Genomic DNA, 21,836 nt, shown 5'->3' on the forward strand with positions numbered 1-21,836 from the left:
CTGGGAGGCGCTTTCTCGCCGATCGACCGGGGAACGGCCCCCGGGGGCGTCTTCCGCGGAGGATCACATGCGTAGCACTCGTGCCCTGGCGGCGTCTGCCGTCGCGGTCGCCGCCCTGGGGCTCGCCGCCCCCGCGGCCGTCGCGTGGGACAGCCCGAGCAACATCGTGGCACTGCCGAGCGTCATCGCCCGGGGCGGGCAGATGACGGTCACCGTCGACGGCTGCCCGCGCGGCGGCACCATGCGGTCGGAAGCCTTCCCGCGGACCTCGCTCTCGCACCTCAACGGGGCCAACGAGACCTCGAAGGGGACCGCCTACATCCGTGACGACATCAGCCCCGGCTCCTACGACATCACCGTCGACTGCTCCGGGCGCACCCTCACCCGCCCGGCCGCCTTCACCGTCATCGGCGGTGTCCGCGGCGGGCTCGGCGGCAGCAGCAGCGGCTCGGGCGCGACCCCCGCCGACATGGCCATCGGCGGTGGCCTGGTGGCCGCGGCCGTGATCGGCGGCGGGCTGTTCTGGATGCGCCGCAGGTCCGAGCGGCGCATCTGACCGACCGCCGCCAGGGGCCCGGCCTCCTCCCCCTTCGGGAGGCCGGCCCCTTCCGTCGGCCGGTACCCGGTCAGGGCCGCACAGCACCTCGCCCCGGTCACCCTTCCCAGGGTCCGGGGCGAGGTGCTGCACCGCGCGGGTCGGGGCGGCCGGTCAGCCGGTGTCCTCCCCCGAGCGACGGCGCGAGAAGTGGTACGCCGCGCCCACGGAGCCCGCGATGAGAGCCGCGCCGAGCCCCAGCTCCTTGAGGTCGAACCCGGCGACGCTGCCGCCCTCACCGGCGTGCACACCGCGGTTGTAGTAGGGATCACGGTAGTCGTCCCGGCCGTGGTCGCCCCGGTCGTGGTCACCTCGGCCGTAGTCGTCCCTGCCGTGGTCACCCCGGTCGTGGTCGCCCCGGTCGTGGTCGCCGCGGCCGCCCGCGATGGTCACCGCCGTGGACCCGTTCATGCCGTCACACATGAACGTGACCTGGTACTCCGCGTTCGCGCGGGCGTCCCAGTCGACCGTCGTCGTGACCGAGGACCGCCCCGGCTCGATGGTGACGGTGTCGAAGACGCCCGAGGAGACCCGTGCGGGCCCCTTGCAGCCCCCGCGGTCCCGGTCGAGACGGAGGGTGAGCTGACCGCCCGCCGCGATCGTCGAGGGCTGCACACCGAAGCCGAACGGGGCGGAGTGGTCGCCGCCGTTGGCGAGCGCGGCGGGCGCGGAGAGGGCGAGGGCGCCGACGCCAAACAGCGCGGCCGTAGCGACGCGTATCGCGCGCATGGTGGTTCCTCCAGGTCCCCGAGGAGCAGCCGCGGACCTTTTCCGCTCATGTCGTCAATGCACCTCGATGTCCGAAACGCTAGGAACACCTGTGCGTGCGCGCGATCCCGGCCGCGCGAATGGGGCAAGGGTGTGGGCCGCTCAGGGGACGGCCCGTCCCGCGGCCGGGGGACGCCGGCGGCGTGGCGGACGTCCCCCGCGGTCCCCTCGGGTGAGGAGCCGTCAGCCCATGATCTGCGGGAACAGCCGCAGGAACGGTTCGGCCGAGGCTGTGATGCCCCGGCTGTAGGGCGAGTCGAAGTCCCAGATCAGGAACAGCAGGAACGCGATCAGCGCCGAGAACAGCCCGGCGAGGACGATCTCCCGCCCGGTGCGCCTGATCTGGAGCGCGAAGACCATGCCGATCGTGATGACGGCCCCGGTCAGCAGGCCGAACCACACCACGTTCGGCATGGTCGCGCCCATCGAGTTGCCCCGGTCGGCGCGCGCCTCGGCCGCCGCCGCGATCTGGTCGAGGAGCGGCTGATAGGCCTGCGCCTCGAAGTCCGACTTCGGCTGGTAGTCGGTGACGTCGTCCCGCATCCGCTGGAACAGTTCGTTCCCGCGCGCGGTGAGCCGGTCGTGGTCGGCCATCGTCTTCCACTCGGTGTGGACGACCTGTCCGACATAGGCGTTGACATCGTCCCGAATGCGGTCCCGGGCGTCGGGCGGATAGACCCTGACCCGCTCCGAGATCTCGTGCAGCGCGACGGCCTCGGTCTGCACGTGGTCCTGGGCGGCGCCGCGCGCCTCCCAGACCCCGGCCATGGCCAGGCCGAGGACGATGGCGTACACGACGCCGATCCACATCGTCATGTACTCGATGACGTCGGGGGTCTCGCTGGTGTCCTCGTCGACGGCCGCGCGGCGGTTGCGCAGGAAGGTGATGGCGATCACCACGACACAGGCGCCCACCATCGCGAGGGTGAGAACAAGCCAATCCGGCAAGAGGTGCCTCCAGATTCAGCGCGGCCGCAGCGCGGCGACGGCGATCACGGCGGGCGCCGTGATGAGCAGGACGTAGGTGACCGGCGACGTGGTGCCCCGCACCGGCCGCTGAGGGGCCGGCTGCGCCCGGTAGCGCGGGTACGTCACCGGGGTGACGGACGGGCTCGGGGCGGGCTTCGCCGACGGGGTCGGGGTCGGGGTGGGCGTCGGAGTGGGGGTCGGAGTGGGCGTGGGCGTGGGCGTCGGGGTGGGCACCGGCACGGCCGGCGCGGGACGCGCGGCCGGCGGAGGCGGCGGGACGGGCTTCGGGGTCGGGGTCGGCCGGGGCGTCGGTGTCGGCCGCGGCGTCCTGGTCGGGGTGGGCCTCGGGGTCGGGGTCGGTGTCGGGGTCGGGGTGCAGGTCGGCGTGGGTTTCGGGGGCGGTGGCACGGGCGGCGGCGTGGGCTTCTTGCAGACCGGCGGCACGGGCCAGTGGAGATGCCCGGCGACCGCCACCGCGCCGGTGCCCTCCGGTCCGGTCGACGCGTACGCGCAGGCGTCGGCCCGCGCCGCGCCGGCCGGCGCCCCCACCAGCAGCCAGGTCAGTGCGACCAGCGCCAAGACCCGCGCGGCCAGGGCGGATTGGGTCGGTTCGGGTTGATGCACGACGGAGATGATGAAGGTTCCGGGGGCGCACCGTGCCGTGGCGCAGAAGGATTGCTTCGAATGGGGGAACCAGGCCGTCCCGCGGTTTGATCCGCTCCCTCCTGGCCGCGGCGACGATGCGCACGGCCGTGCGACCAAAGGGCCCGGCCGTGCGACCGGAGGGCCCCGGCCGTGCGACCGGAGGGGTCCCGGCCGTGCGATCGGAGGGGTCCCGGCCGTGCGTCCGAAAAGAAATGTTCGCCACGGTTGAACACAACGGCGGTCCCCGTGCGTACCCATGGTCGTGCGGCGGCGCAGCAGGGCGTTGCAACACCGTTGTGATGATGGGGAGTTGACGATGAAGACCACCTGGCGGAGCGCCTCACTCGCGGCAAGCGCCGTGGCGGTACTGGCGCTGACGACGGCGTGCGGTCAGGAGACCGCTCCCGCGGCGGGCAGCCAGAACGTGGGTGCCACGGCCGCCGCGGGCGGTGTCGTCGGCGTGGGCGCGAGCGCCAGCCCCAGCAACGGCTACGGCGCCGACGGGCAGCCGGGCGCCGCCGGCCAGTCGGCGGGCAAGCTGGCCGTCTCCCAGAACGCGGAGCTGGGCAAGACCCTCACCGACGGCACCGGCCGCACCCTCTACCGGTTCGACGCGGACACCGCGGAGCCGCCCAAGTCGAGCTGCGACGGCGACTGCGCCACCGCCTGGCCGCCGGTGCCCGCCGACGACGCCACGGCCGGCGCCGGCATCGACAAGGCCCTGCTCGGCGAGGTCACCAGGACCGATGGCTCCAAGCAGCTGACGGTCGGCGGCTGGCCCGCGTACCGCTACGCCAAGGACACCAAGGCGGGCGACATCGTCGGCCAGGGCGTGGGCGGCAAGTGGTTCGCGCTCGCCCCCGACGGCAAGAAGGCGACCCTCGCCGCAAAGCCGGGCCTCTCCACCCGCAACGACCCCAAGCTCGGCGAGATCGTCGTCGACAAGAACGGCATGACCGTCTACCGCTTCCTCAAGGACGAGGCGTGGCCCAAGCCGGTCTCCGCCTGCACCGGCACCTGCCTGGAGAAATGGCCGGCGGTCGCCCCGGTCGCCTCCGACGACACCAAGGGCGTGCAGAAGAAGGGGCTGATGAACTTCACCCGGCCCGACGGCGTCAAGCAGCAGACCATCAACTGCTGGCCGATCTACACCTTCTCGGGCGACGCGGCGGCGGGGGACACCAACGGGCAGGGCGTCGGCGGCACCTGGTACGCCGTCGCACCCGACGGAAAGCCGGTCGGGGCGCCGAAGCAGTAGCCCCGAGAATCCACACCGGCCACGCAGCACGACGACCGATCGGCCCGTCCCTTCCGCACAGCGCGGAAGGGACGGGCCGTTTTGCCGTCGTTCACGTGAATTCATCATCATTGAGCGGGGCCTCGCGGCTGGTTGAATTGGGCAAGTGCCGCAGGCAGTGACCGGGAACGGACGGTCAATTTCCGTTTCGACTCGCTCTGTTGGCAAGCGATCAGTAGCCTCAGCTCGAACACCGGATCGCCTACGCCTTGGAGAGCCAGATGGAGCGTCCCGCCTGGGCCCCGCGAAGCATCGACATCTCGGTGCCGAGCGTTGCGCGCATCTACGACTACTACCTGGGCGGTTCGCACAACTTCGAGGTCGACCGGGAAGCGGCCCGAAAGGCCATGGAGTTCCTGCCGGGACTTCCCAAGATCATGCAGGCGAACCGGGCGTTCATGCGCCGCGCGGTGCGGTTCGCGGCGGCCGAGGAGGGCATCACCCAGTTCCTCGACATCGGCTCGGGCATTCCGACGTTCGGCACCGTCCACGAGGTCGCCCAGGCCGCAAGGCCCGGCGCCCGCGTCGTGTACGTCGACCACGATCCGGTGGCCGTCGCGCACAGCCAGGCCGTCCTCGAAGGCGACGCCGACACCGCCGTCGTCGCCGCCGACCTGCGCAAGCCGCAGGAGATCCTGGCCAGCGAGGAGGTGCGCGGCCTGCTCGACCTGGGCCGTCCGGTGGCCCTGCTCCTCGTCGCCGTCCTGCACTTCGTGGAGGACGCGGACGAGCCGGGCGCCGCGGTGCGGGAGTTGAGCGAGGCGCTCGCACCGGGCAGCATGCTGGTGCTCACACACGCCTCGTACGAGGGAATTCCGCTGCCGACCGAACAGGCCGAGGGCGCCGTGGACGTGTACAAGGACATTCGCAACCCACTGATCATGCGCACGCGCGACGAGATCGCGCGGTTCTTCGAGGGGTACGAGATGGTGGAACCGGGACTGGTGCCGATGCCCGACTGGCGGCCGGACACCGCACCGGAGGACGAGGACCCCTTCGCCTACTCGGGGTTCGCCGGCGTCGGGCGCGCGGCGTGATCGCCGAGCCGGACGGGCCGGAGGACAGACTCCGCAGGTTCGCGACGATCTGGAGCCGGTCGGTGTTCCCGGCCACCTCCACCTCGCTGACCAGGCCGGAGTTCGAGGAGGTACTGCTGCCGCTGGCGAGGCGGCTGAGCGACGCCCTGCACACCAGGGCCCTGGACGCCGACGAGGGCCGCGCGGTGGGCGCCGCCCTGGTCGGGGCGCACTGCACCGACCCGGACGCGCTCAGCCGCACCCTCGACTGCGTCGACGCCTACCTCGTCCTGTACTGCGGACGCGACGGCGACCCCCAGGACCTGCGGGTGCGCGCCTCCCGCCTCCAGCACGCGATGGCCGCCGGGTTCGCGCAGGCGCTGCGCGAACGCACGCTCGCCGAGCAGGAGGCGATCTCGGCCGCCGCCCTCAAGGCACAGGGCGTGGTCGCCCAGGCCCTGCACGCGAGCGAGGCCCGCTTCCGCGCGGTCTTCGAGGGCGCGGCGATAGGGATCGGCATCGCCGACCTGGAGGGCAACATCCTCCAGACCAACAACGCCCTGATGCGCATGTTCGGCCTCACCGAGCAGGCCTTCCGCGGCCGCCGGGTCACCGAGTGGACACACCCCGAGGACGCCCCGCAGACCTGGACCCTCTACGACGAACTGGTCCGCGGCGAGCGCGAGCACTACCACGTCGAGAAGGCGTTCTCCCGCACCGACGGAACGGTCCTGTGGACCAACCTCACGGTCTCCCTGCTGCGGGACGCCGACGGCAACCCGCAGTACCAGCTGGCCCTGATGGAGGACACCACCGAGCGCCGGCTGCTCAACCTGCGGCTGCGCTACGAGGCCACCCACGACGCCCTCACCGGGCTGCCCAACAGGACCTTCTTCTTCGAACGCCTGGAGAAGGCGCTCGGCGCGGGCGACGGCCAGCGCTTCGGCCTCTGCTACCTCGACCTCGACGGCTTCAAGACCGTCAACGACAGCCTCGGCCACGCCGCGGGCGACCGGCTGCTCGTCGAGGTCGCCGACCGGCTCCAGGCGTGCGCGACCGCGCCGGGCGAGATGGTCGCCCGGCTCGGCGGCGACGAGTTCGTGGCGCTCACCACCGGCCCCGACACCGAGCGGGAAGTCGACGAGCTGGCGTCCCGCATCATGAACGCCATGGTCGCCCCGATCAGCGTCGACGGCCGTGAGCTGACCGTGCGCGGCAGCATCGGCATCGTCGAGGGACCCGCGGGGGAGCGCAGCCCCGCGGAGGTGCTGCGCAGCGCCGACATCACGATGTACCGGGCCAAGTCGGCGGGCGGCAACCGCTTCGAGCTGGCCGACCCGGAGGCCGACGCCCGCGCCATCACCCGGCACGGACTGACCACCGCGCTGCCGACGGCCCTCGACCGGGGCGAGTTCTTCATCGAGTACCAGCCCCTGGTCCACCTCGGCGACGGCCGGGTCCGCGGCGCCGAGGCCCTGGTCCGCTGGCTGCACCCGCAGCACGGGGTGCTCGGGCCCGACCGCTTCATCCCGCTCGCCGAGCACACCGGCCTGATCGTGCCGCTCGGCCGCTGGGTCCTCGAACAGTCGGTACGGCAGGCCCGCGAGTGGCGCGAACGGTACGCGCAGGCGGGGCCGTTGCGGATCAACGTCAACCTGTCGCCGTGCCAGCTCACCCATCCCCGGCTGGTGCAGGACACGGTGGAGATCCTGGAGCGCACCGGCGTCGATCCCGACGTGCTCTGCCTGGAGGTCACCGAGTCGGCGCTGATCGGCGCCGACGACGACCTCCTGAAGCCGCTGCGCCGGCTCGCCGAGATGGGCGTCGACATCGCCCTCGACGACTTCGGCACCGGCTACTCCAACCTCGCCAACCTGCGCAGGCTCCCGGTGAGCGTCCTCAAGCTGGACCGCTCGTTCACCCAGGGCATGCAGCAGTACCCGGCCGACCCGGTGGACCTGAAGATCGTCGAGGGCATCGTCTCGCTGGCCCACAGCCTTGACCTCGCGGTCACGGTCGAGGGAGTGGAGACGGGCGCCCAGGCGGAACAGCTCCGCATACTGGGCTGCGACACGGCCCAGGGCTGGTACTACGCGCGTCCGGGCCCCCCGGAACGCCTGCACGACCTGGCCCTGGTAGACGCAACAGGCTGACCGAAACCCCGCGCCCCAAAAAAAGGGGGCGCGGGGAACGGCGCGAGCAACCCCCCACTACCCGCACCAGACGACGGAGGGCGGCGACGTTTTTGGGGGCGCGGGGAACGGCGCGAGCAACCACCGACCACCCGCACCAGGCGACGGAGGGCCACGACGGCTTTGGGGGCGCGGGGAACGGCGCGAGCAACCCCCGACCACCCGCACCAGGCGACGGAGGGCCACGACGGCTTTGGGGGCGCGGGGAACGGCGCGAGCAACCCCCGACCACCCGCACCAGGCGACGGAGGGCCACGACGGCTTTGGGGGCGCGGGGAACGGCGCGAGCAACCCCCCACTACCCGCACGGGACGACGGACGGCCACGACCGCTTAGGGGCGCGGGGAACGGCGCGAGCAACCCCCACCACCCGCACCCGACAACGAACCGACCCCCCCCACCCCCCGGTCAAACCCCCCGTCACCGCTCCAGCAACATCCGCTGCAACTCCCGCGCCGCCCGAGGCGGAGCCACGTCACTGCGGTGCGCCAGCGCGATCGTCCGCGAGAGCCCCGGCCGGGCCAGCGGGGTGACCCGCAGCCCCCGCCCCGACCGCGTCGCGACCATCCGCGGCACCACCGCGACCCCGAGCCCCGCCCGCACGAACCCGAGCACCGCGTCCATCTCCCCGCCCTCGACGGCGAAGTCCGGTTCGAAGCCGGCCGACCGGCACGCCGCCACGGTCAGCTCCCGCAGGTCGTACCCGTGCCGGAACATCACGAGCCTTTCCCCCTCCAGGTCGGCGATCCGCACCGACCGCCGCCCGGGTCCGCCCGGCGCCTGCGCCTCGGGTGACGACACCACGACCAGGTCCTCCCGCAGCAGCTCCACCGTGGTCAGCGCGGGCGACGCCGGCGGCAGCGGCAGCACGATCAGCGCCAGGTCGAGCACCCCGCGCGCCAGCTCCCGCACCAGGTCGTGGGAGCCGCTCTCCTCGATCATCAGCCTGATCCCCGGGTACCGGTCGTGGAAGGCGCGCAGCACGTCGGGCAGCAGCCCCGTGCACAGGCTCGGCGTCGCCCCCAGCCGCACCCGCCCGCTGCGCAGCTGCACCAGTTCCTGCACCTCGTGCCGCGCGGTGTCCGCGTCGGCGAGGATGCGCCGGGCCAGCGGCAGCAGCGCCTCGCCCGCGTCGGTCAGCGCGATGTTGCCGCGGGCGCGCAGGAACAGGTCGGCGCCCAGCTCCCGCTCAAGCGCCTTGATCTGCTGAGACAGCGAGGGCTGGGCGACATGGACGAGTTCGGCGGCGCGGGTGAAGTGGCGGGTCTCGGCGACGGCCACGAAGTACTGGAGCTGCTGGAACTGCATCCCCCCAGCATAGTCTGCGGCTATCGAAACCAGCCGTACCATGTCTTGGACCGATGGGCATCGATCGCCGTACCGTCCTTCTCATGGCTCTGGCAACGCGGACGGACCGACGGCCGTCCTTGGCACGCACCGTGTGGGACAGCTCCGTCGGCAAGAAGACCGTGATGGCCGTCAGTGGTCTGATCATGCTGCTGTACCTGGTCGTCCACATGATCGGAAACCTGAAGATCTTCTTCGGGGCGAGCGAGTTCAACCACTACGCGCACTGGCTGCGGGTCGTCGGAGAACCGTTCATGCACTACGAGTGGACGCTCTGGCTGGTCCGGATCGTGCTTATCGTCGCCGTGGTCGCGCACGCCACCTCCGCCTACCAGCTGAGCCGCCGCGACCTCAAGGCCCGCCCCGTCAAGTACGTCCACAAGAAGGCGCGGGCCAGCTACGCGACCCGCACGATGCGCTGGGGCGGGATCATCCTCGGCCTCTTCATCGTCTGGCACGTCCTCGACCTGACGACCGGCACCGTGCACTCGGGCGGCTTCCAGCCCGGACACCCGTACCAGAACGTGATCGACACCTTCTCCACCTGGTACGGCAACGTCATCTACATCGTCGCGATGCTCGCGCTCGGCCTGCACGTGCGGCACGGCTTCTGGAGCGCGGCCCAGACCCTCGGCGCCGGCGGCCGCACCCGCGACCGCGCCCTCAAGGCCGTCGCCGACGTCCTCGCACTGCTGCTCACGCTCGGCTTCATCGCCGTCCCCGTGGGCGTCATGACCGGAGTGGTGAGCTGACCATGACCTACACCGACCACACGGTGGGCGAGCCGATCGCCGACACCAAGGCGCCCTCCGGGCCGATCCACGAGCGCTGGGACACCCGCCGCTTCGAGGCGAAGCTCGTCAACCCCGCCAACCGGCGCAAGCACACCGTGATCGTCGTCGGCACCGGCCTCGCGGGCGGCTCGGCCGGCGCCACCCTCGCCGAACAGGGCTACCACGTCGTCCAGTTCTGCTACCAGGACTCCCCGCGCCGCGCCCACTCCATCGCCGCCCAGGGCGGCATCAACGCGGCCAAGAACTACCGCAACGACGGCGACTCCGTGCACCGTCTCTTCTACGACACCGTCAAGGGCGGCGACTTCAGGGCCCGCGAGTCCAACGTGCACCGGCTGGCGCAGATCTCCGTCGAGATCATCGACCAGTGCGTCGCCCAGGGCGTGCCGTTCGCCCGCGAGTACGGCGGACTCCTCGACACCCGCTCCTTCGGCGGCGTCCAGGTCTCCCGCACCTTCTACGCCCGCGGCCAGACGGGACAGCAACTCCTGCTCGGCGCCTACCAGGCGCTGTCGCGGCAGATCGCCGCGGGGAACGTGGAGATGCACCCGCGCACCGAGATGCTCGACCTCATCGTGATCGACGGGAAGGCGCGCGGCATCGTCGCCCGCGACCTCGTCACCGGCCGGATCGACACATACTTCGCGGACGCCGTCGTCCTCGCCTCCGGCGGCTACGGCAACGTCTTCTACCTGTCGACCAACGCCATGAACTCCAACGCCACCGCGATCTGGCGGGCGCACCGGCGCGGCGCGTACTTCGCCAACCCCTGCTTCACCCAGATCCACCCCACCTGCATCCCGCGCACCGGCGACCACCAGTCCAAGCTGACCCTGATGAGCGAGTCGCTGCGCAACGACGGCCGGATCTGGGTGCCGAAGGCCAAGGGCGACGACCGGCCGCCGAACAAGATCCCCGAGGACGAGCGCGACTACTACCTGGAGCGCATCTACCCCTCCTTCGGCAACCTCGTCCCCCGCGACATCGCCTCCCGCGCCGCGAAGAACGTCTGCGACGAGGGCCGCGGTGTCGGCCCCGGCGGACAGGGCGTCTACCTGGACTTCGCCGACGCCATCACCCGGATGGGCCGCGCCGCCGTCGAGGCCAAGTACGGCAACCTCTTCGACATGTACCAGCGGATCACCGACGAGGACCCCTACCGGGTGCCGATGCGGATCTACCCCGCCGTGCACTACACGATGGGCGGACTGTGGGTCGACTACGACCTCCAGACCACCGTCCCCGGCCTCTTCGCGATCGGCGAGGCCAACTTCTCCGACCACGGCGCGAACCGGCTGGGCGCGTCCGCGCTCATGCAGGGCCTGGCCGACGGCTACTTCGTGCTCCCCGCGACCATCAACGACTACCTCGCCCGCAACCCCCACCAGGAGCCCGTCACCGCCCGGCACCCCGTCGTGGAAGAGGTCGTGGCGGACACCGAGGACCGGCTCAACCTGATCCTGTCGGTGGACGGCGACCGCACCCCCGACTCCTTCCACCGCGAACTGGGCGAACTCATGTGGGAGTTCTGCGGCATGGCCCGCACCGCCACCGGGCTGCGCAAGGCCCTCGAACGCATCCCGCAGATCCGCGAGGAGTTCTGGCGGCGCGTCAAGGTCCCCGGCAGCGGCGAGGAGTTCAACCAGTCCCTGGAGAAGGCCAACCGCGTCGTCGACTACCTCGAACTCGCCGAACTGATGTGCCTGGACGCGCTGGAGCGCGCCGAGTCCTGCGGCGGCCACTTCCGCGAGGAGTCCCAGACGCCCGACGGCGAGGCCGCCCGCCAGGACGACAGGTTCGGCTACGCGGCGGCCTGGGAGTTCACCGACACCGGTGACGCGCCCGTCCTGCACAAGGAAGACCTCGTCTTCGAGTACGTCCACCCCACCCAGCGGAGCTACGCATGAGGCTCACCCTGCGCGTCTGGCGGCAGCAGAACGCCGACGCCGAAGGCGCCATGTCCACGTACGAGGTGGACGGCATCTCCTCCGACATGTCGTTCCTCGAGATGCTCGACACCCTCAACGAGGAGCTGATCCTCAAGGGCGACGACCCGGTCGCCTTCGACCACGACTGCCGTGAGGGCATCTGCGGCGCGTGCAGCCTCGTCATCAACGGCGACGCGCACGGCCCCGAGCGCACCACCACCTGCCAGCTGCACATGCGGTCCTTCCAGGACGGCGACACCATCGACATCGAGCCCTGGCGGGCGGCGGCCTTCCCCGTCATCAAGGACCTCGTCGTCGACCGGTCCGCGTTCGACCGGATCATCCAGGCCGGCGGCTACATCACCGCGCCCACCGGAGCGGCCCCCGAGGCGCACGCCACGGCGGTCCCGAAACCCGACGCCGACTTCGCCTTCGAGCACGCCGAGTGCATCGGCTGCGGGGCGTGCGTGGCCGCCTGCCCGAACGGCGCGGCGATGCTGTTCACGTCCGCCAAGATCAACCACCTGAACGTGCTGCCCCAGGGCGCCCCCGAACGGGAGACCCGGGTCCTGGACATGGTCGCGACGATGGACGAGGAGGGCTTCGGCGGCTGCACCCTCGCGGGCGAGTGCGCGACCGCCTGCCCCAAGGGCATCCCCCTCGTCTCGATCACGAGCATGAACCGCGAGTGGCTGCGCGCCACCCGCAAGGCGGGCAAGCGGTAGCGGGCCCGCACGCACAGCGTTCGCCGTGAGCGCGGACGGGCGGGGCCGGGAGTGGTGCTCCCCGGCCCCGTCTCGCATGTCCACGACACGGCGAGGACACGGGCGCGGCCGGAGCATCGTATGGCCGTGACGTGAACGCGGACGGCTGTGCGAGCCGTTCAGCAACCTCACACCCGCGCTCTCCGCACCGGACACGCGACGGTCAGTCGGCATCGGAAGAACAGGGGCGGCAGGCCGAACGCCCCGCTCGGCCGCCCGCCTCGCCGAACCGGCCCGCGACCAGGAGAGAGCCATGACCGGCGTTTCCACGCTCGACCGCCCCCCGCAGCCCGCGGCACCCACCCGCTACACCGTCTCCCTCGCCCGCGACGAGGGAGACGTCCGTGCCGCGCAGCGGCTGCGGCACGACGTGTTCGCCGGCGAGATGGGCGCCCTGCTCACCACCCCGCAGCCCGGCCACGACATCGACGCCTTCGACGCCTACTGCGACCACCTGCTGGTCCGCGAGGAGACCACGGGCCAGGTCGTCGGGACCTACCGGCTGCTGCCCCCCGAGCGCGCGGCCGTCGCGGGACGCCTCTACTCGGAGGGCGAGTTCGACCTCACCGCCCTCGACGCGATCCGCCCCGGACTGGTCGAGGTCGGCCGCTCCTGCGTGCACCCCGACCACCGCGACGGCGCCGTCATCGGCCTGATCTGGGCCGGCATCGCCCGCTACATGGTCGACCGCGGCCACGAGTGGCTGGCGGGCTGCTGCTCCATCCCGCTGGCCGACGGCGGCGCCCTCGCCGCCGCCACCTGGGACCGGGTCAGCGCCAAGCACCTCGCCCCCGAGGAGTTCCAGGTCCGCCCGCTGCTGCCGTGGACCCCCGCCACCCCCGCGGCCCCCGCCGGCCGCGCCGAACTCCCGGCCCTGCTGCGCGGCTACCTCCGCCTCGGCGCCTGGGTCTGCGCCCCGCCCGCCCACGACCCGGACTTCGGGGTCGCCGACCTGTACGTGCTGCTGTCGATGCGCCGGGTCAACCCGCGCTACCTGCGGCACTTCCTCTCGCTCGTCCCGGCCTGATGAGCGGCTGGCTGCCCAGCGCGCCCTGCACCCCCCGGGCGTGCGTCGAACCGGCGGGGCCCGCCACGGCCCCGCCGCGCGCGGTCCTGCGGATGACCGCCGTCCTGCTGCTGCTCCTCGCGGGCGTCTGCCTGCTGCCCCTCGGCCGGGCGATACCCGCGCGGGCGATCCGCGCCTGGTGCCGCTCGATCGTGCGGGCGGCCGGGGTACGGGCGCGGATCACCGGGACCGCCGCACCCGACGGCGGGCTGCTGCTGGTCGCCAACCACATCTCCTGGCTGGACATCCCGCTGCTCGCCGCCGTCCGCCCGGCCCGCATGCTCGCCAAGGCGGAGATCCGCCGCTGGCCGGTGGCGGGCCCGCTGGTCGCACGGGCCGGTGTGCTGTTCATCGACCGGGACCGGCTGCGCGCCCTGCCCGCGACGGTCGCCCGCATGGCCGACGCGCTGCGCGCCGGGCAGGCCGTCGCCGTCTTCCCCGAGGGCAGCACCTGGTGCGGCCGGGCCCAGGGCACCTTCCGCCGCGCGGCGTTCCAGGCGGCGCTCGACGCCGGTGTCCCGGTCCAGCCGGTGAGCCTGAGCTACCTGGTCACCACCGGCGCCGACCGGGCCACCCCCAGCACGGCCCCCGCGTTCATCGGCGAGGAGTCACTGCTGACGTCGGTGTGGCGGGTGGTGTCGACCCGCGGCCTGGTGGCCGACGTGCGGCTGCGCCCCCCGCTGCCCCCGGGCACGCACCCCGACCGCCGCACCCTGGCCCACGCGTCCCGGCCCACGCCCACCCCCGACCACCAGGGAGGCCACCGCCCCCCGACGGCCCGGCTGCGGTGGTCGCCCCTGGCCCCGGCACCCGAACCGGCCGCCACCTCCCAGGACCCGGCGGCCCGGCCCGCCGTCGAGGTCCCGGTGACGGCGCGGGCCCGGGTCGTCGACGCGGTCGGCATGAGGGGCTTCAGGCGCCCCCGCACCTCAGCCGCGCGAGCGACCGGCTCCCCGGCCGCCGACGACTGACCTCGTCCCGTCCCCCGGCGGCCGGAGCCGGAGCCGGAGCCGGACCGCCGGGACTCCGGACCGCCGGGACGCCGGGACTCCGGACCGCCGGGACTCCCGGACTCCGGGACTCCGGTCACGACCGCCACCGTCCGCACGAACGACACGAACGAGACGCACAGCCTGCTCCGCGAACTGGTCGCCGAGCGCCGTCAGCCCACCTCCCGCGCGAGATACGGCGCCGTCCTGCTCCCCGGGGCGCGGGACACCTCCTCGGGCGGTCCCGTCGCGACGACGCGGCCGCCTGCCTCGCCGCCGCCGGGTCCCAGGTCGATCACCCAGTCCGCGGCGGCCACCACCGCCATGTCGTGCTCCACGACGACGACGGTGTGGCCCGCGTCGACCAGGCCGTGCAGCCGGGCCATCAGCACCTCGATGTCCGCCGGGTGCAGTCCGCTGGTCGGCTCGTCCAGCAGGTAGAGGGTGTCGCCGCGTCGGCCGCGCTGCAACTCGCTGGCCAGCTTGATGCGTTGGGCCTCACCGCCGGACAGTTCGGTGGCGGGCTGGCCGAGCCGCAGATAGCCGAGACCGACGTCGAGCAGGGTGTCGAGGCTGCGCGCCACGGCCGGGGTCCCGGCGAAGAACTCCGCCGCGCTCTCCACCGTCAGGTCGAGCACCTGCGCGATGTTCCGTCCCCGGTAGGCCACTTCGAGGGTCTCGGGGTTGTAGCGGGCCCCGCCGCAGTCGGGGCAGGGCGCGTAGGTGCTCGGCAGGAAGAGGAGTTCGACGCTGACGAACCCCTCGCCCTGGCAGGTCTCGCACCGCCCGCCCGGCACGTTGAAGGAGAACCGGCCCACCCCGTAACCCCGTTCACGCGCCTGGTCGGTGGCCGCGAACTCCTTGCGCACCACGTCGAACAGGCCCGTGTAGGTCGCCAGGTTGGAGCGCGGGGTGCGGCCGATCGGCCGCTGGTCGACATGGACCAGCCGCCGCACCCCGGGCAGCTCCTCGGTGATCTCGCCGATCAGCGTGGACTTCCCGGAACCGGAGACACCGGTGACGGCGGTGAGCACCCCGAGCGGGAACTCGGCCGTCACCCCGCGCAGGTTGTGCCGGGTGATCGGGCCCACCTTCAACCGGCCCTTCGGCTCGCGTACTTGGCGGGCCGGGACGGGGGAGCGGCCGAAGAGGAAGCGGGCCGTCGCCGACTCCCGCGCGTGCGCCAGGTCGGCGACCGGCCCGCTGTGCAGCACCCGTCCGCCGTGCTCACCGGCCCCGGGGCCCACGTCCACCAGCCAGTCGGCGCCCCTGACCACATCGAGGTGGTGCTCGACCACGAACACCGAGTTGCCCGCGGCCTTCAGCCGATCCAGGACGGTCAGCAGGGCCTCGGTGTCCGCCGGGTGCAGGCCCGCCGACGGTTCGTCGAGGACGTACACCACCCCGAACAGGCCCGACCGCAACTGGGTTGCCAGGCGCAGCCGTTGGAGTTCGCCCGCCGACAGGGTCGGGGTCGCCCGGTCCAGGCTGAGGTAGCCGAGGCCGAGTTCCACGACCGGGTCGATCCTGGAGCGCAGATCGTCGGTGAGGACCCGGGCCGCCTCCGAGCCGCCGCCGTCGCCGTCGAGTGCCGCGACCAGTTCGAGCAGCGGCAGAGCGGCGAGTTCGGCGACGTTGCGCCCCGCGAACGTCACCGCCAGCGCCTCGGGCCGCAGCCTGCCGCCGCCGCACACCGGGCACGGCGTACTGGTCAGGAACCGCTCGGCCTTCGCCCGCAGGGTCTGGCTCCGGGAGTCGGCGAACGTCTTCAGCACATACCGCTGGGCGCTCATGTACGTTCCCTGGTAGGGCCGTTGGATGCGGTCGGCGTCCCGCACCGGATGCACGGTGACCACCGGCTGCTCGTCGGTGAACAGGATCCACCGGCGCTGCTCGGCCGGCAGCTCCCGCCACGGCCGGTCCACCGGGTACCCGAGCGCGTCGAGGATGTCCCGCAGGTTCTTGCCCTGCCAGGCGCCGGGCCAGGCGGCGATCGCGCCGTCCCTGATCGACAGCGAGGGGTCGGGGACCAGCAGCTCCTCCGTCGTCCGGTGGACCCGCCCGAGCCCATGGCACTCGGGGCAGGCACCGGCCGCCGTGTTGGGCGAGAAGGCGTCCGAGTCGAGCCGTTCGGCGCCGGGCGGGTAGTCACCGGCCCGGGAGAGCAGCATCCGCAGCGAGTTCGACAGATTGGTGACCGTGCCGACCGAGGAGCGCGAGGACGGCGCCGAGCGGCGCTGCTGGAGCGACACGGCCGGCGGCAGCCCGCTGATCTCGCCCACCTTCGGCGCCCCGACCTGGTGGATCAGCCGGCGCGCGTAGGGCGCCACCGACTCGAAGTAGCGGCGCTGCGCCTCCGCGTAGATCGTCCCGAACGCCAGCGACGACTTCCCCGACCCGGACACCCCGGTGAAGACGGCCAGCACGTCACGCGGGATGTCGACGTCCACGTCCCGCAGGTTGTGCTCGGCGGCGCCGCGGACGCGGACGTACGGGTCGTGGCGGGTAGCGGGAGCGGGCTGAGCGGGCTGAGGGGGCTGAACGGGAGGCGTGGGGGGAGTGGGCATGGCGGGGCTCCGTGGGCGGTCGGCGGTCCTCGATCGTATGCGGGCCGCTCGCCGCTCGCCGCTCGCGCGGGTGCGGGGGGCCCGGCCCTGTGCCACGTTGGAAGGCGGGGACATCGGTCGTCGTCGTACGGAAGGGCTGTGGCATGACCACTCCAGGATTCGGATTCGGGCGCAGCCCCTTCGAGGAGTTCGACGAGCTGATGTCCCGCTTCTTCGGCCAGGGCGCGGGCGGGGGTGCCGCGCCGACCCGCAGGCCGCAGCGCGTCGACATCGGCAGCCTGCTGTCCGAACGCGCCCGCGAGCTGGTCGCCGAGGCGCGCGAGCTGGCCGCCGCCGAGGGCGCCGAGGACCTGGACGCCCGGCATCTGCTGGCCGCCGCCACCCGGCACGACTCCACCCGCAGACTGCTCACCGAGGCGGGCGTCGACCCCGACCGCATCAGGGACCGGCTCACCGTCGGGCCCGCCGGCGCCGAGCGCACCGAGCCCGCCACCCTCACCCCGGCCGCCAAACGGGCCCTCCTCGACGCCTACCAGCTCTCCCGCGCGGAGGGCTCCTCCTACATCGGCCCCGAACACCTGCTGCGGGCCCTGGCCGCCAACCCCGAGTCGGCCGCGGGACGCGCCCTCGACGACAGCGGCTGGGAGAGCGGCAGGCTGCCCGCCGCCGAGCCCGAGCGCAGAGCGGGCCCCAGCAGCACCCCCACGCTCGACGAGTACGGCCGCGACCTCACCGAGGACGCCAGGGCCGGCCGCCTCGACCCCGTCATCGGACGGGACGAGGAGGTCGAGCAGACCATCGAGGTGCTCTCCCGGCGCAGCAAGAACAACCCGGTCCTGATCGGCGACCCCGGCGTCGGCAAGACCGCCATCATCGAGGGCATCGCCCAGCGCATCGTCGCCGACGACGTCCCGCGCACCCTCGCGGGCAAGCGGCTGGTCTCCCTCGACCTGGCCGGTCTGGTGGCGGGCACCAAGTACCGGGGCGAGTTCGAGGAGCGCCTGAAGAAGGTGCTCGACGAGGTGCGCGAGCACGCCGACGGACTGGTCCTGTTCCTCGACGAGCTGCACACCGTCGTCGGCGCGGGCGGCGGCGGCGACGGCGCCCTCGACGCGGGCAACATGCTCAAGCCCGCGCTGGCCAGGGGCGAACTGCACCTGATCGGCGCGACCACCGTCGACGAGTACCGCAGGCACATCGAGAAGGACGCCGCCCTGGAGCGCCGGTTCGCGCCGATCCTGGTGGGCGAGCCGACCGTCGACGACACCATCGAGATCCTGCGCGGCCTGCGCGACCGCTACGAGGCCCACCACCAGGTCAGGATCACCGACGAGGCGGTGGTCGCGGCGTCCGAGCTGTCCGACCGGTACATCACCTCCCGGTTCCTGCCCGACAAGGCCATCGACCTGATGGACCAGGCCGCCGCCCGGGTCCGGCTGCGCGCCAGGACACCGCTCGCCGACACCCGGGAGATCGAGGACCGGCTCGCCGCCCTGAACCGGGAGAAGGACCAGGCCGTCGCGGACGAGGAGTACGAGCGGGCCCGGGAACTGCGTGACCGGATCACCGAGGCCGAGATCGAGCTGGCCGAGGCGGGGCAGGGCGAGGAGCGGACCCCGAGGGTGACCGCGGAGGACGTCGCCGAGGTCGTCTCCCGCACCACCGGCATCCCGGTCGCCCAGCTCACCGAGGAGGAGCGGGCCCGGCTGATGAAGCTGGAGGAGCACCTGCACGAGCGGGTCGTCGGCCAGGACGAGGCGATCACCGCCGTCGCCCGCTCCGTGCGCCGCGCGCGGGCCGGCATGAGCGACCCGGACCGGCCCGTCGGCAGCTTCCTCTTCCTCGGCCCCACCGGCGTCGGCAAGACCGAGCTGGCCCGCGCGCTCGCCGCCGCCCTCTTCGGCGACGAGAACCGCATGATCCGCCTCGACATGAGCGAGTTCCAGGAACGGCACACCGTCTCCCGGCTGGTCGGCGCCCCGCCCGGATACGTCGGCCACGAGGAGGCGGGACAGCTCACCGAGGCGGTCCGCCGGCAGCCGTACGCCGTACTGCTGCTCGACGAGGTCGAGAAGGCGCACCCGGACGTCTTCAACACCCTGCTGCAACTCCTCGACGACGGCCGCCTCACCGACTCCCAGGGCCGCACCGTCGACTTCAAGAACACCGTCGTCATCATGACGTCGAACATCGGCGCCGACCGCATCCTCGCGGCGGGCGTCGACGACTACGGCAAGGTGCGCGAGTCGGTGATGCCGGTCCTCAACCAGCACTTCCGACCCGAGTTCCTCAACCGGATCGACGAGATCATCGTCTTCCGCGGCTTGGACCGCGCCCAGTTGCGCGAGATCGTCGGGCTGCTGCTCGACCACACCAGGCGCCGGCTGCGCGCCCAGGACGTCACCCTCGAGGTCACCGACGCGGCTGCCGACCTGCTCGCCGACCTCGGCCACCAGCCCGACTTCGGCGCCCGCCCGCTGCGCCGCACCATCCAGCGCGAGGTCGACGACCGGCTCGCCGACCTGCTCCTCGCGGGCGATCTGCTGGCGGGCGACCAGGCCAGGGTGGACGCGGCCGACGGGACGCTGCTGGTCACCGCGCACCGGCCGGCGTCGGACCGGCCGAAGGCGGCGGACACCGGTGAGCCACCGCCCGAGTGAGCGGCGGCCGGTGGCCGGTGATCAGTGATCGGTCAGGCCGCGCCGCCGAAGATGTCGGCGAGCCCGCGGTAGGAGTCGAGCAGGGCCGTCCGGTCGTAGGTGCTGGTGGTGACCAGCACCTCCTGGGCGCCGGTCTCCTTCAGGACCGCCTCAAGCTCGGCCGCGACCTGCTCGGGGGTCCCGGCGAGCTGCCCGGCCAGGCCCGTCTCGTAGAACCCGCGCTCCCGTTCGGTCATGGCGAGGGCCTCGACGCGCTCGGCGGGGGCCAGTGGCGGGAAGCTGCCGTGGGTGCGGGAGTACGCCATCGACCAGGCCTCGGGGACGAGGATCCGCCGGGCCTTTGCGGCGTCGGCGGCGACCGCGACCGTCCCGGAGACGACGACGTACGGCTCGGCCGCCCAGGGGGAGGGACGGAAGCGGGCCCGGTAGGTGTCGACGCCGCGCCGCATCCGCTCCCGGTCCCGGAGGTCGCCGATCACCATCGGCAGGCCCGCGCGGGCCGCGATCTCGGCGCCCTCGCCCATGGCCAGCACGAACGGCGGCACGGTCAGCCCCTCCGACGGCCGGGCCCGCACGCCGGTCGGTGAGGTGCCGCGGAACCAGCCGAGCAGTTCGTCGAGCTGCCCGGCGAAGTCGTCGGCGTCGTCCTTGCCGTGCCCGAGGGCCTTGCGCACCCCGCCGGTGAAGCCCACGGACCGGCCGAGACCCATGTCGATCCGGCCCGGGAAGAGGGACTCCAGGACGCCGAACTGCTCGGCCACCACGAGCGGCCGGTGGTTGGGCAGCATGACCCCGCCGGTGCCGACCCGGATGGTCCCGGTGGCGGCCGCGACGGCGGCGGCCAGCACGGTCGGCGCCGAACCGGCCACCCCGGGCACCCCGTGGTGCTCGGACACCCAGAACCGGTGGTAGCCGAGCCGCTCCAGATCCTGGGCCAGCCGCACGGTGTCCCGCAGCGCCTGCGCGTCGGTGTGTCCCTCGCGGGTGCGGGACCGGTCGAGGACGGAGAAGCGGACGTCGCTGATCAGAGAACTCACACCGTGTTCAACACCTCCCGGGCCGGCAGATTCCCGTGCTCCAGGTCGCAGGTGTCGTCGATGCCGTGGGTCTCCCAGGCCGGGAAGGGGTCGGCCGTGGGCGGCGGGCTTCCCGGTGTGAGGAGACAGCGGGCCAGGGCCGCGCGCAGGGCGTCGGCGTCGAGGCCGGTGCCGATGAAGACCAGTTCCTGGGCGTAGGGCGCCTCCGCGTCGCGGGCGGCGGACGGCTCGAAGCGGGCCACCGAGCCGGCCTGCGACCACAGGCCCGTCACCTCGGGGCGGGTCGCGAGAGTGAAGAACCCCTTGGAGCGCAGCACCCGCCCGAAGCCGCCGCCGTCCAGCTCCTCGGTGACGAACCGCCACAACCGGGCCGGGTGGAAGGGGAGTTCGGAGCGGAACACGGTGGAGGAGATGCCGTACTCCTCCGTCTCCGGTACGTGTTCGCCGTTCAACTCCCGTACCCAGCCCGGTGCCTGCTGGGCGCGCTCCAGGTCGAACAGGCCGGTGCCGAGGACGTGTCGCAGCTCCACCCGGCCGTGCGTGGCCGTGACCGTCCGGGCCACGGGGTTGAGCCGGGCGAGCGCGGCCCGCAGCCGGTTCGCGGTGCGCGCGTCGACAAGGTCGAGCTTGTTGAGGACGACGACGTCCGCGAACTCGACCTGGTCGACGAGGAGATCGCTGACCGTGCGGTCGTCGTCCTCGAAGGGGGCGAGCCCGCGGGCGGCGAGTCCGTCGCCGCGTTCCAGTTCCGGCAGGAAGTGCGCGGCGTCCACGACGGTGACCATCGTGTCGAGCCTGGCGACGTCCCCGAGGGTCGCGCCGTCGTCCCGGGCGAAGGCGAACGTGGCGGCGACGGGCAGCGGTTCGGAGATGCCGGAGCTCTCGATCAGCAGATGGTCGAAGCGGCCCTCCCGGGCCAGCCGTTCCACCTCCACCAGCAGATCGTCCCGCAGGGTGCAGCAGATGCATCCGTTGGTCAGCTCGACCAGGCGTTCCTCGGTCCTTGAGAGGGCCGCGCCGCCGCCGCGCACCAGCGCCGCGTCGATGTTGACCTCGCTCATGTCGTTGACGATCACGGCGACCCTGAGCCCCTCGCGGTTGGCGAGGACATGGTTGAGCAGCGTGGTCTTGCCGGCCCTGAGGAAGCCGGACAGCACGGTGACGGGCAGGGCGGGGGCGGGCGGGCGTCGGTGCGGCATCCG

Annotated in this window: 18 protein-coding genes; 11 read left to right on the forward strand and 7 right to left on the reverse strand. The window is 72.8% G+C overall.

Annotated elements, in window-relative coordinates:
• Positions 1-67 precede the first annotated feature (67 nt).
• On the forward strand, positions 68-556 hold the full coding sequence (locus tag DDJ31_RS34425; RefSeq protein WP_127176499.1) for a hypothetical protein: 489 nt from the start codon (positions 68-70) through the stop codon (positions 554-556).
• A gap of 153 nt (positions 557-709) precedes the next feature.
• Here the strand turns inward: DDJ31_RS34425 and DDJ31_RS34430 are convergent, their stop codons facing one another.
• From DDJ31_RS34430 to DDJ31_RS39760, 3 genes are all read right to left on the reverse strand, one after another.
• A complete protein-coding gene (locus DDJ31_RS34430; RefSeq protein ID WP_127176498.1) occupies positions 710-1,324 on the reverse strand; it encodes a hypothetical protein in 615 nt (204 codons plus the stop codon).
• Positions 1,325-1,546: 222 nt separating this feature from the next.
• Positions 1,547-2,311: a DUF4239 domain-containing protein gene (locus DDJ31_RS34435; RefSeq protein WP_127176497.1), complete on the reverse strand. Its 765-nt coding sequence runs from the start codon at positions 2,309-2,311 to the stop codon at positions 1,547-1,549.
• Positions 2,312-2,326: 15 nt separating this feature from the next.
• Positions 2,327-2,458, reverse strand: coding sequence for a hypothetical protein (locus DDJ31_RS39760; RefSeq protein WP_276319295.1), 132 nt, complete (start codon positions 2,456-2,458; stop codon positions 2,327-2,329).
• A gap of 4 nt (positions 2,459-2,462) precedes the next feature.
• On the opposite strand from DDJ31_RS39760, the gene DDJ31_RS38795 reads away from it, so the two are divergent.
• The 4 genes from DDJ31_RS38795 (at position 2,463) to DDJ31_RS34455 (ending at position 7,443) form a co-directional block, all read left to right on the forward strand.
• Positions 2,463-2,951: a hypothetical protein gene (locus tag DDJ31_RS38795; protein WP_206280625.1), complete on the forward strand. Its 489-nt coding sequence runs from the start codon at positions 2,463-2,465 to the stop codon at positions 2,949-2,951.
• A 342-nt stretch (positions 2,952-3,293) separates the two neighbouring features.
• On the forward strand, positions 3,294-4,235 hold the full coding sequence (locus DDJ31_RS34445; RefSeq protein WP_127176495.1) for an SCO0930 family lipoprotein: 942 nt from the start codon (positions 3,294-3,296) through the stop codon (positions 4,233-4,235).
• Positions 4,236-4,495: 260 nt separating this feature from the next.
• Positions 4,496-5,311 (forward strand): SAM-dependent methyltransferase, encoded by an 816-nt coding sequence (locus DDJ31_RS34450; protein WP_127176494.1) that lies wholly within the window; start codon positions 4,496-4,498, stop codon positions 5,309-5,311.
• Entirely contained in the window at positions 5,308-7,443 is a 2,136-nt protein-coding gene (locus DDJ31_RS34455) for a putative bifunctional diguanylate cyclase/phosphodiesterase (RefSeq protein ID WP_127176493.1), read from the forward strand. Before DDJ31_RS34450 ends, DDJ31_RS34455 begins: the two co-directional genes overlap by 4 nt.
• A 459-nt stretch (positions 7,444-7,902) precedes the next feature.
• Here DDJ31_RS34455 and DDJ31_RS34460 read toward each other — a convergent pair whose 3' ends face one another.
• Positions 7,903-8,790, reverse strand: a complete 888-nt coding sequence (locus DDJ31_RS34460) for a LysR family transcriptional regulator (protein WP_127176492.1) — start codon at positions 8,788-8,790, stop codon at positions 7,903-7,905.
• A gap of 119 nt (positions 8,791-8,909) precedes the next feature.
• Here DDJ31_RS34460 and DDJ31_RS34465 point away from each other — a divergent pair, with 119 nt between their 5' ends.
• The 5 genes from DDJ31_RS34465 (at position 8,910) to DDJ31_RS34485 (ending at position 14,352) form a co-directional block, all read left to right on the forward strand.
• Positions 8,910-9,581, forward strand: coding sequence for a succinate dehydrogenase (locus DDJ31_RS34465; RefSeq protein WP_127182468.1), 672 nt, complete (start codon positions 8,910-8,912; stop codon positions 9,579-9,581).
• A gap of 2 nt (positions 9,582-9,583) precedes the next feature.
• Positions 9,584-11,530 carry a fumarate reductase/succinate dehydrogenase flavoprotein subunit gene (locus tag DDJ31_RS34470; RefSeq protein ID WP_127176491.1) on the forward strand — a complete coding sequence of 649 codons (1,947 nt, stop codon included), beginning with the start codon at positions 9,584-9,586 and terminating at the stop codon, positions 11,528-11,530.
• A complete protein-coding gene (locus DDJ31_RS34475) occupies positions 11,527-12,276 on the forward strand; it encodes a succinate dehydrogenase/fumarate reductase iron-sulfur subunit (RefSeq protein WP_127176490.1) in 750 nt (249 codons plus the stop codon). Before DDJ31_RS34470 ends, DDJ31_RS34475 begins: the two co-directional genes overlap by 4 nt.
• Positions 12,277-12,568: 292 nt before the next feature.
• Positions 12,569-13,342: a GNAT family N-acetyltransferase gene (locus DDJ31_RS34480; RefSeq protein ID WP_127176489.1), complete on the forward strand. Its 774-nt coding sequence runs from the start codon at positions 12,569-12,571 to the stop codon at positions 13,340-13,342.
• A complete protein-coding gene (locus DDJ31_RS34485) occupies positions 13,342-14,352 on the forward strand; it encodes a lysophospholipid acyltransferase family protein (protein ID WP_127176488.1) in 1,011 nt (336 codons plus the stop codon). Before DDJ31_RS34480 ends, DDJ31_RS34485 begins: the two co-directional genes overlap by 1 nt.
• 191 nt (positions 14,353-14,543) lie before the next feature.
• Here the strand turns inward: DDJ31_RS34485 and DDJ31_RS34490 are convergent, their stop codons facing one another.
• Positions 14,544-16,937: an ATP-binding cassette domain-containing protein gene (locus tag DDJ31_RS34490; protein ID WP_127176487.1), complete on the reverse strand. Its 2,394-nt coding sequence runs from the start codon at positions 16,935-16,937 to the stop codon at positions 14,544-14,546.
• Positions 16,938-17,080: 143 nt separating this feature from the next.
• Here DDJ31_RS34490 and DDJ31_RS34495 point away from each other — a divergent pair, with 143 nt between their 5' ends.
• Positions 17,081-19,597 (forward strand): ATP-dependent Clp protease ATP-binding subunit, encoded by a 2,517-nt coding sequence (locus tag DDJ31_RS34495; RefSeq protein WP_127176486.1) that lies wholly within the window; start codon positions 17,081-17,083, stop codon positions 19,595-19,597.
• Positions 19,598-19,629: 32 nt separating this feature from the next.
• Here DDJ31_RS34495 and DDJ31_RS34500 read toward each other — a convergent pair whose 3' ends face one another.
• Positions 19,630-20,634 (reverse strand): LLM class flavin-dependent oxidoreductase, encoded by a 1,005-nt coding sequence (locus tag DDJ31_RS34500; protein WP_127176485.1) that lies wholly within the window; start codon positions 20,632-20,634, stop codon positions 19,630-19,632.
• On the reverse strand, positions 20,631-21,833 hold the full coding sequence (locus DDJ31_RS34505) for a GTP-binding protein (protein ID WP_127176484.1): 1,203 nt from the start codon (positions 21,831-21,833) through the stop codon (positions 20,631-20,633). The genes DDJ31_RS34500 and DDJ31_RS34505 overlap by 4 nt, the downstream gene beginning before the upstream one ends.
• Positions 21,834-21,836 lie beyond the last annotated feature (3 nt).

It is taken from the genome of Streptomyces griseoviridis, assembly GCF_005222485.1.
GTDB lineage: Bacteria > Actinomycetota > Actinomycetes > Streptomycetales > Streptomycetaceae > Streptomyces > Streptomyces hintoniae.

What these genes read in the sequence shown, in the direction of transcription:
- DDJ31_RS34425 (WP_127176499.1), top strand. Translation starts at nt 68, where the DNA reads ATGCGTAGCACTCGTGCCCTGGCGGCGTCTGCCGTCGCGGTCGCCGCC.
- DDJ31_RS34430 (WP_127176498.1), bottom strand. Translation starts at nt 1,324, where the DNA reads ATGCGCGCGATACGCGTCGCTACGGCCGCGCTGTTTGGCGTCGGCGCC.
- DDJ31_RS34445 (WP_127176495.1), top strand. Translation starts at nt 3,294, where the DNA reads ATGAAGACCACCTGGCGGAGCGCCTCACTCGCGGCAAGCGCCGTGGCG.
- DDJ31_RS34450 (WP_127176494.1), top strand. Translation starts at nt 4,496, where the DNA reads ATGGAGCGTCCCGCCTGGGCCCCGCGAAGCATCGACATCTCGGTGCCG.
- DDJ31_RS34460 (WP_127176492.1), bottom strand. Translation starts at nt 8,790, where the DNA reads ATGCAGTTCCAGCAGCTCCAGTACTTCGTGGCCGTCGCCGAGACCCGC.
- DDJ31_RS34470 (WP_127176491.1), top strand. Translation starts at nt 9,584, where the DNA reads ATGACCTACACCGACCACACGGTGGGCGAGCCGATCGCCGACACCAAG.
- DDJ31_RS34475 (WP_127176490.1), top strand. Translation starts at nt 11,527, where the DNA reads ATGAGGCTCACCCTGCGCGTCTGGCGGCAGCAGAACGCCGACGCCGAA.
- DDJ31_RS34480 (WP_127176489.1), top strand. Translation starts at nt 12,569, where the DNA reads ATGACCGGCGTTTCCACGCTCGACCGCCCCCCGCAGCCCGCGGCACCC.
- DDJ31_RS34485 (WP_127176488.1), top strand. Translation starts at nt 13,342, where the DNA reads ATGAGCGGCTGGCTGCCCAGCGCGCCCTGCACCCCCCGGGCGTGCGTC.
- DDJ31_RS34490 (WP_127176487.1), bottom strand. Translation starts at nt 16,937, where the DNA reads ATGCCCACTCCCCCCACGCCTCCCGTTCAGCCCCCTCAGCCCGCTCAG.
- DDJ31_RS34495 (WP_127176486.1), top strand. Translation starts at nt 17,081, where the DNA reads ATGACCACTCCAGGATTCGGATTCGGGCGCAGCCCCTTCGAGGAGTTC.
- DDJ31_RS34505 (WP_127176484.1), bottom strand. Translation starts at nt 21,833, where the DNA reads ATGCCGCACCGACGCCCGCCCGCCCCCGCCCTGCCCGTCACCGTGCTG.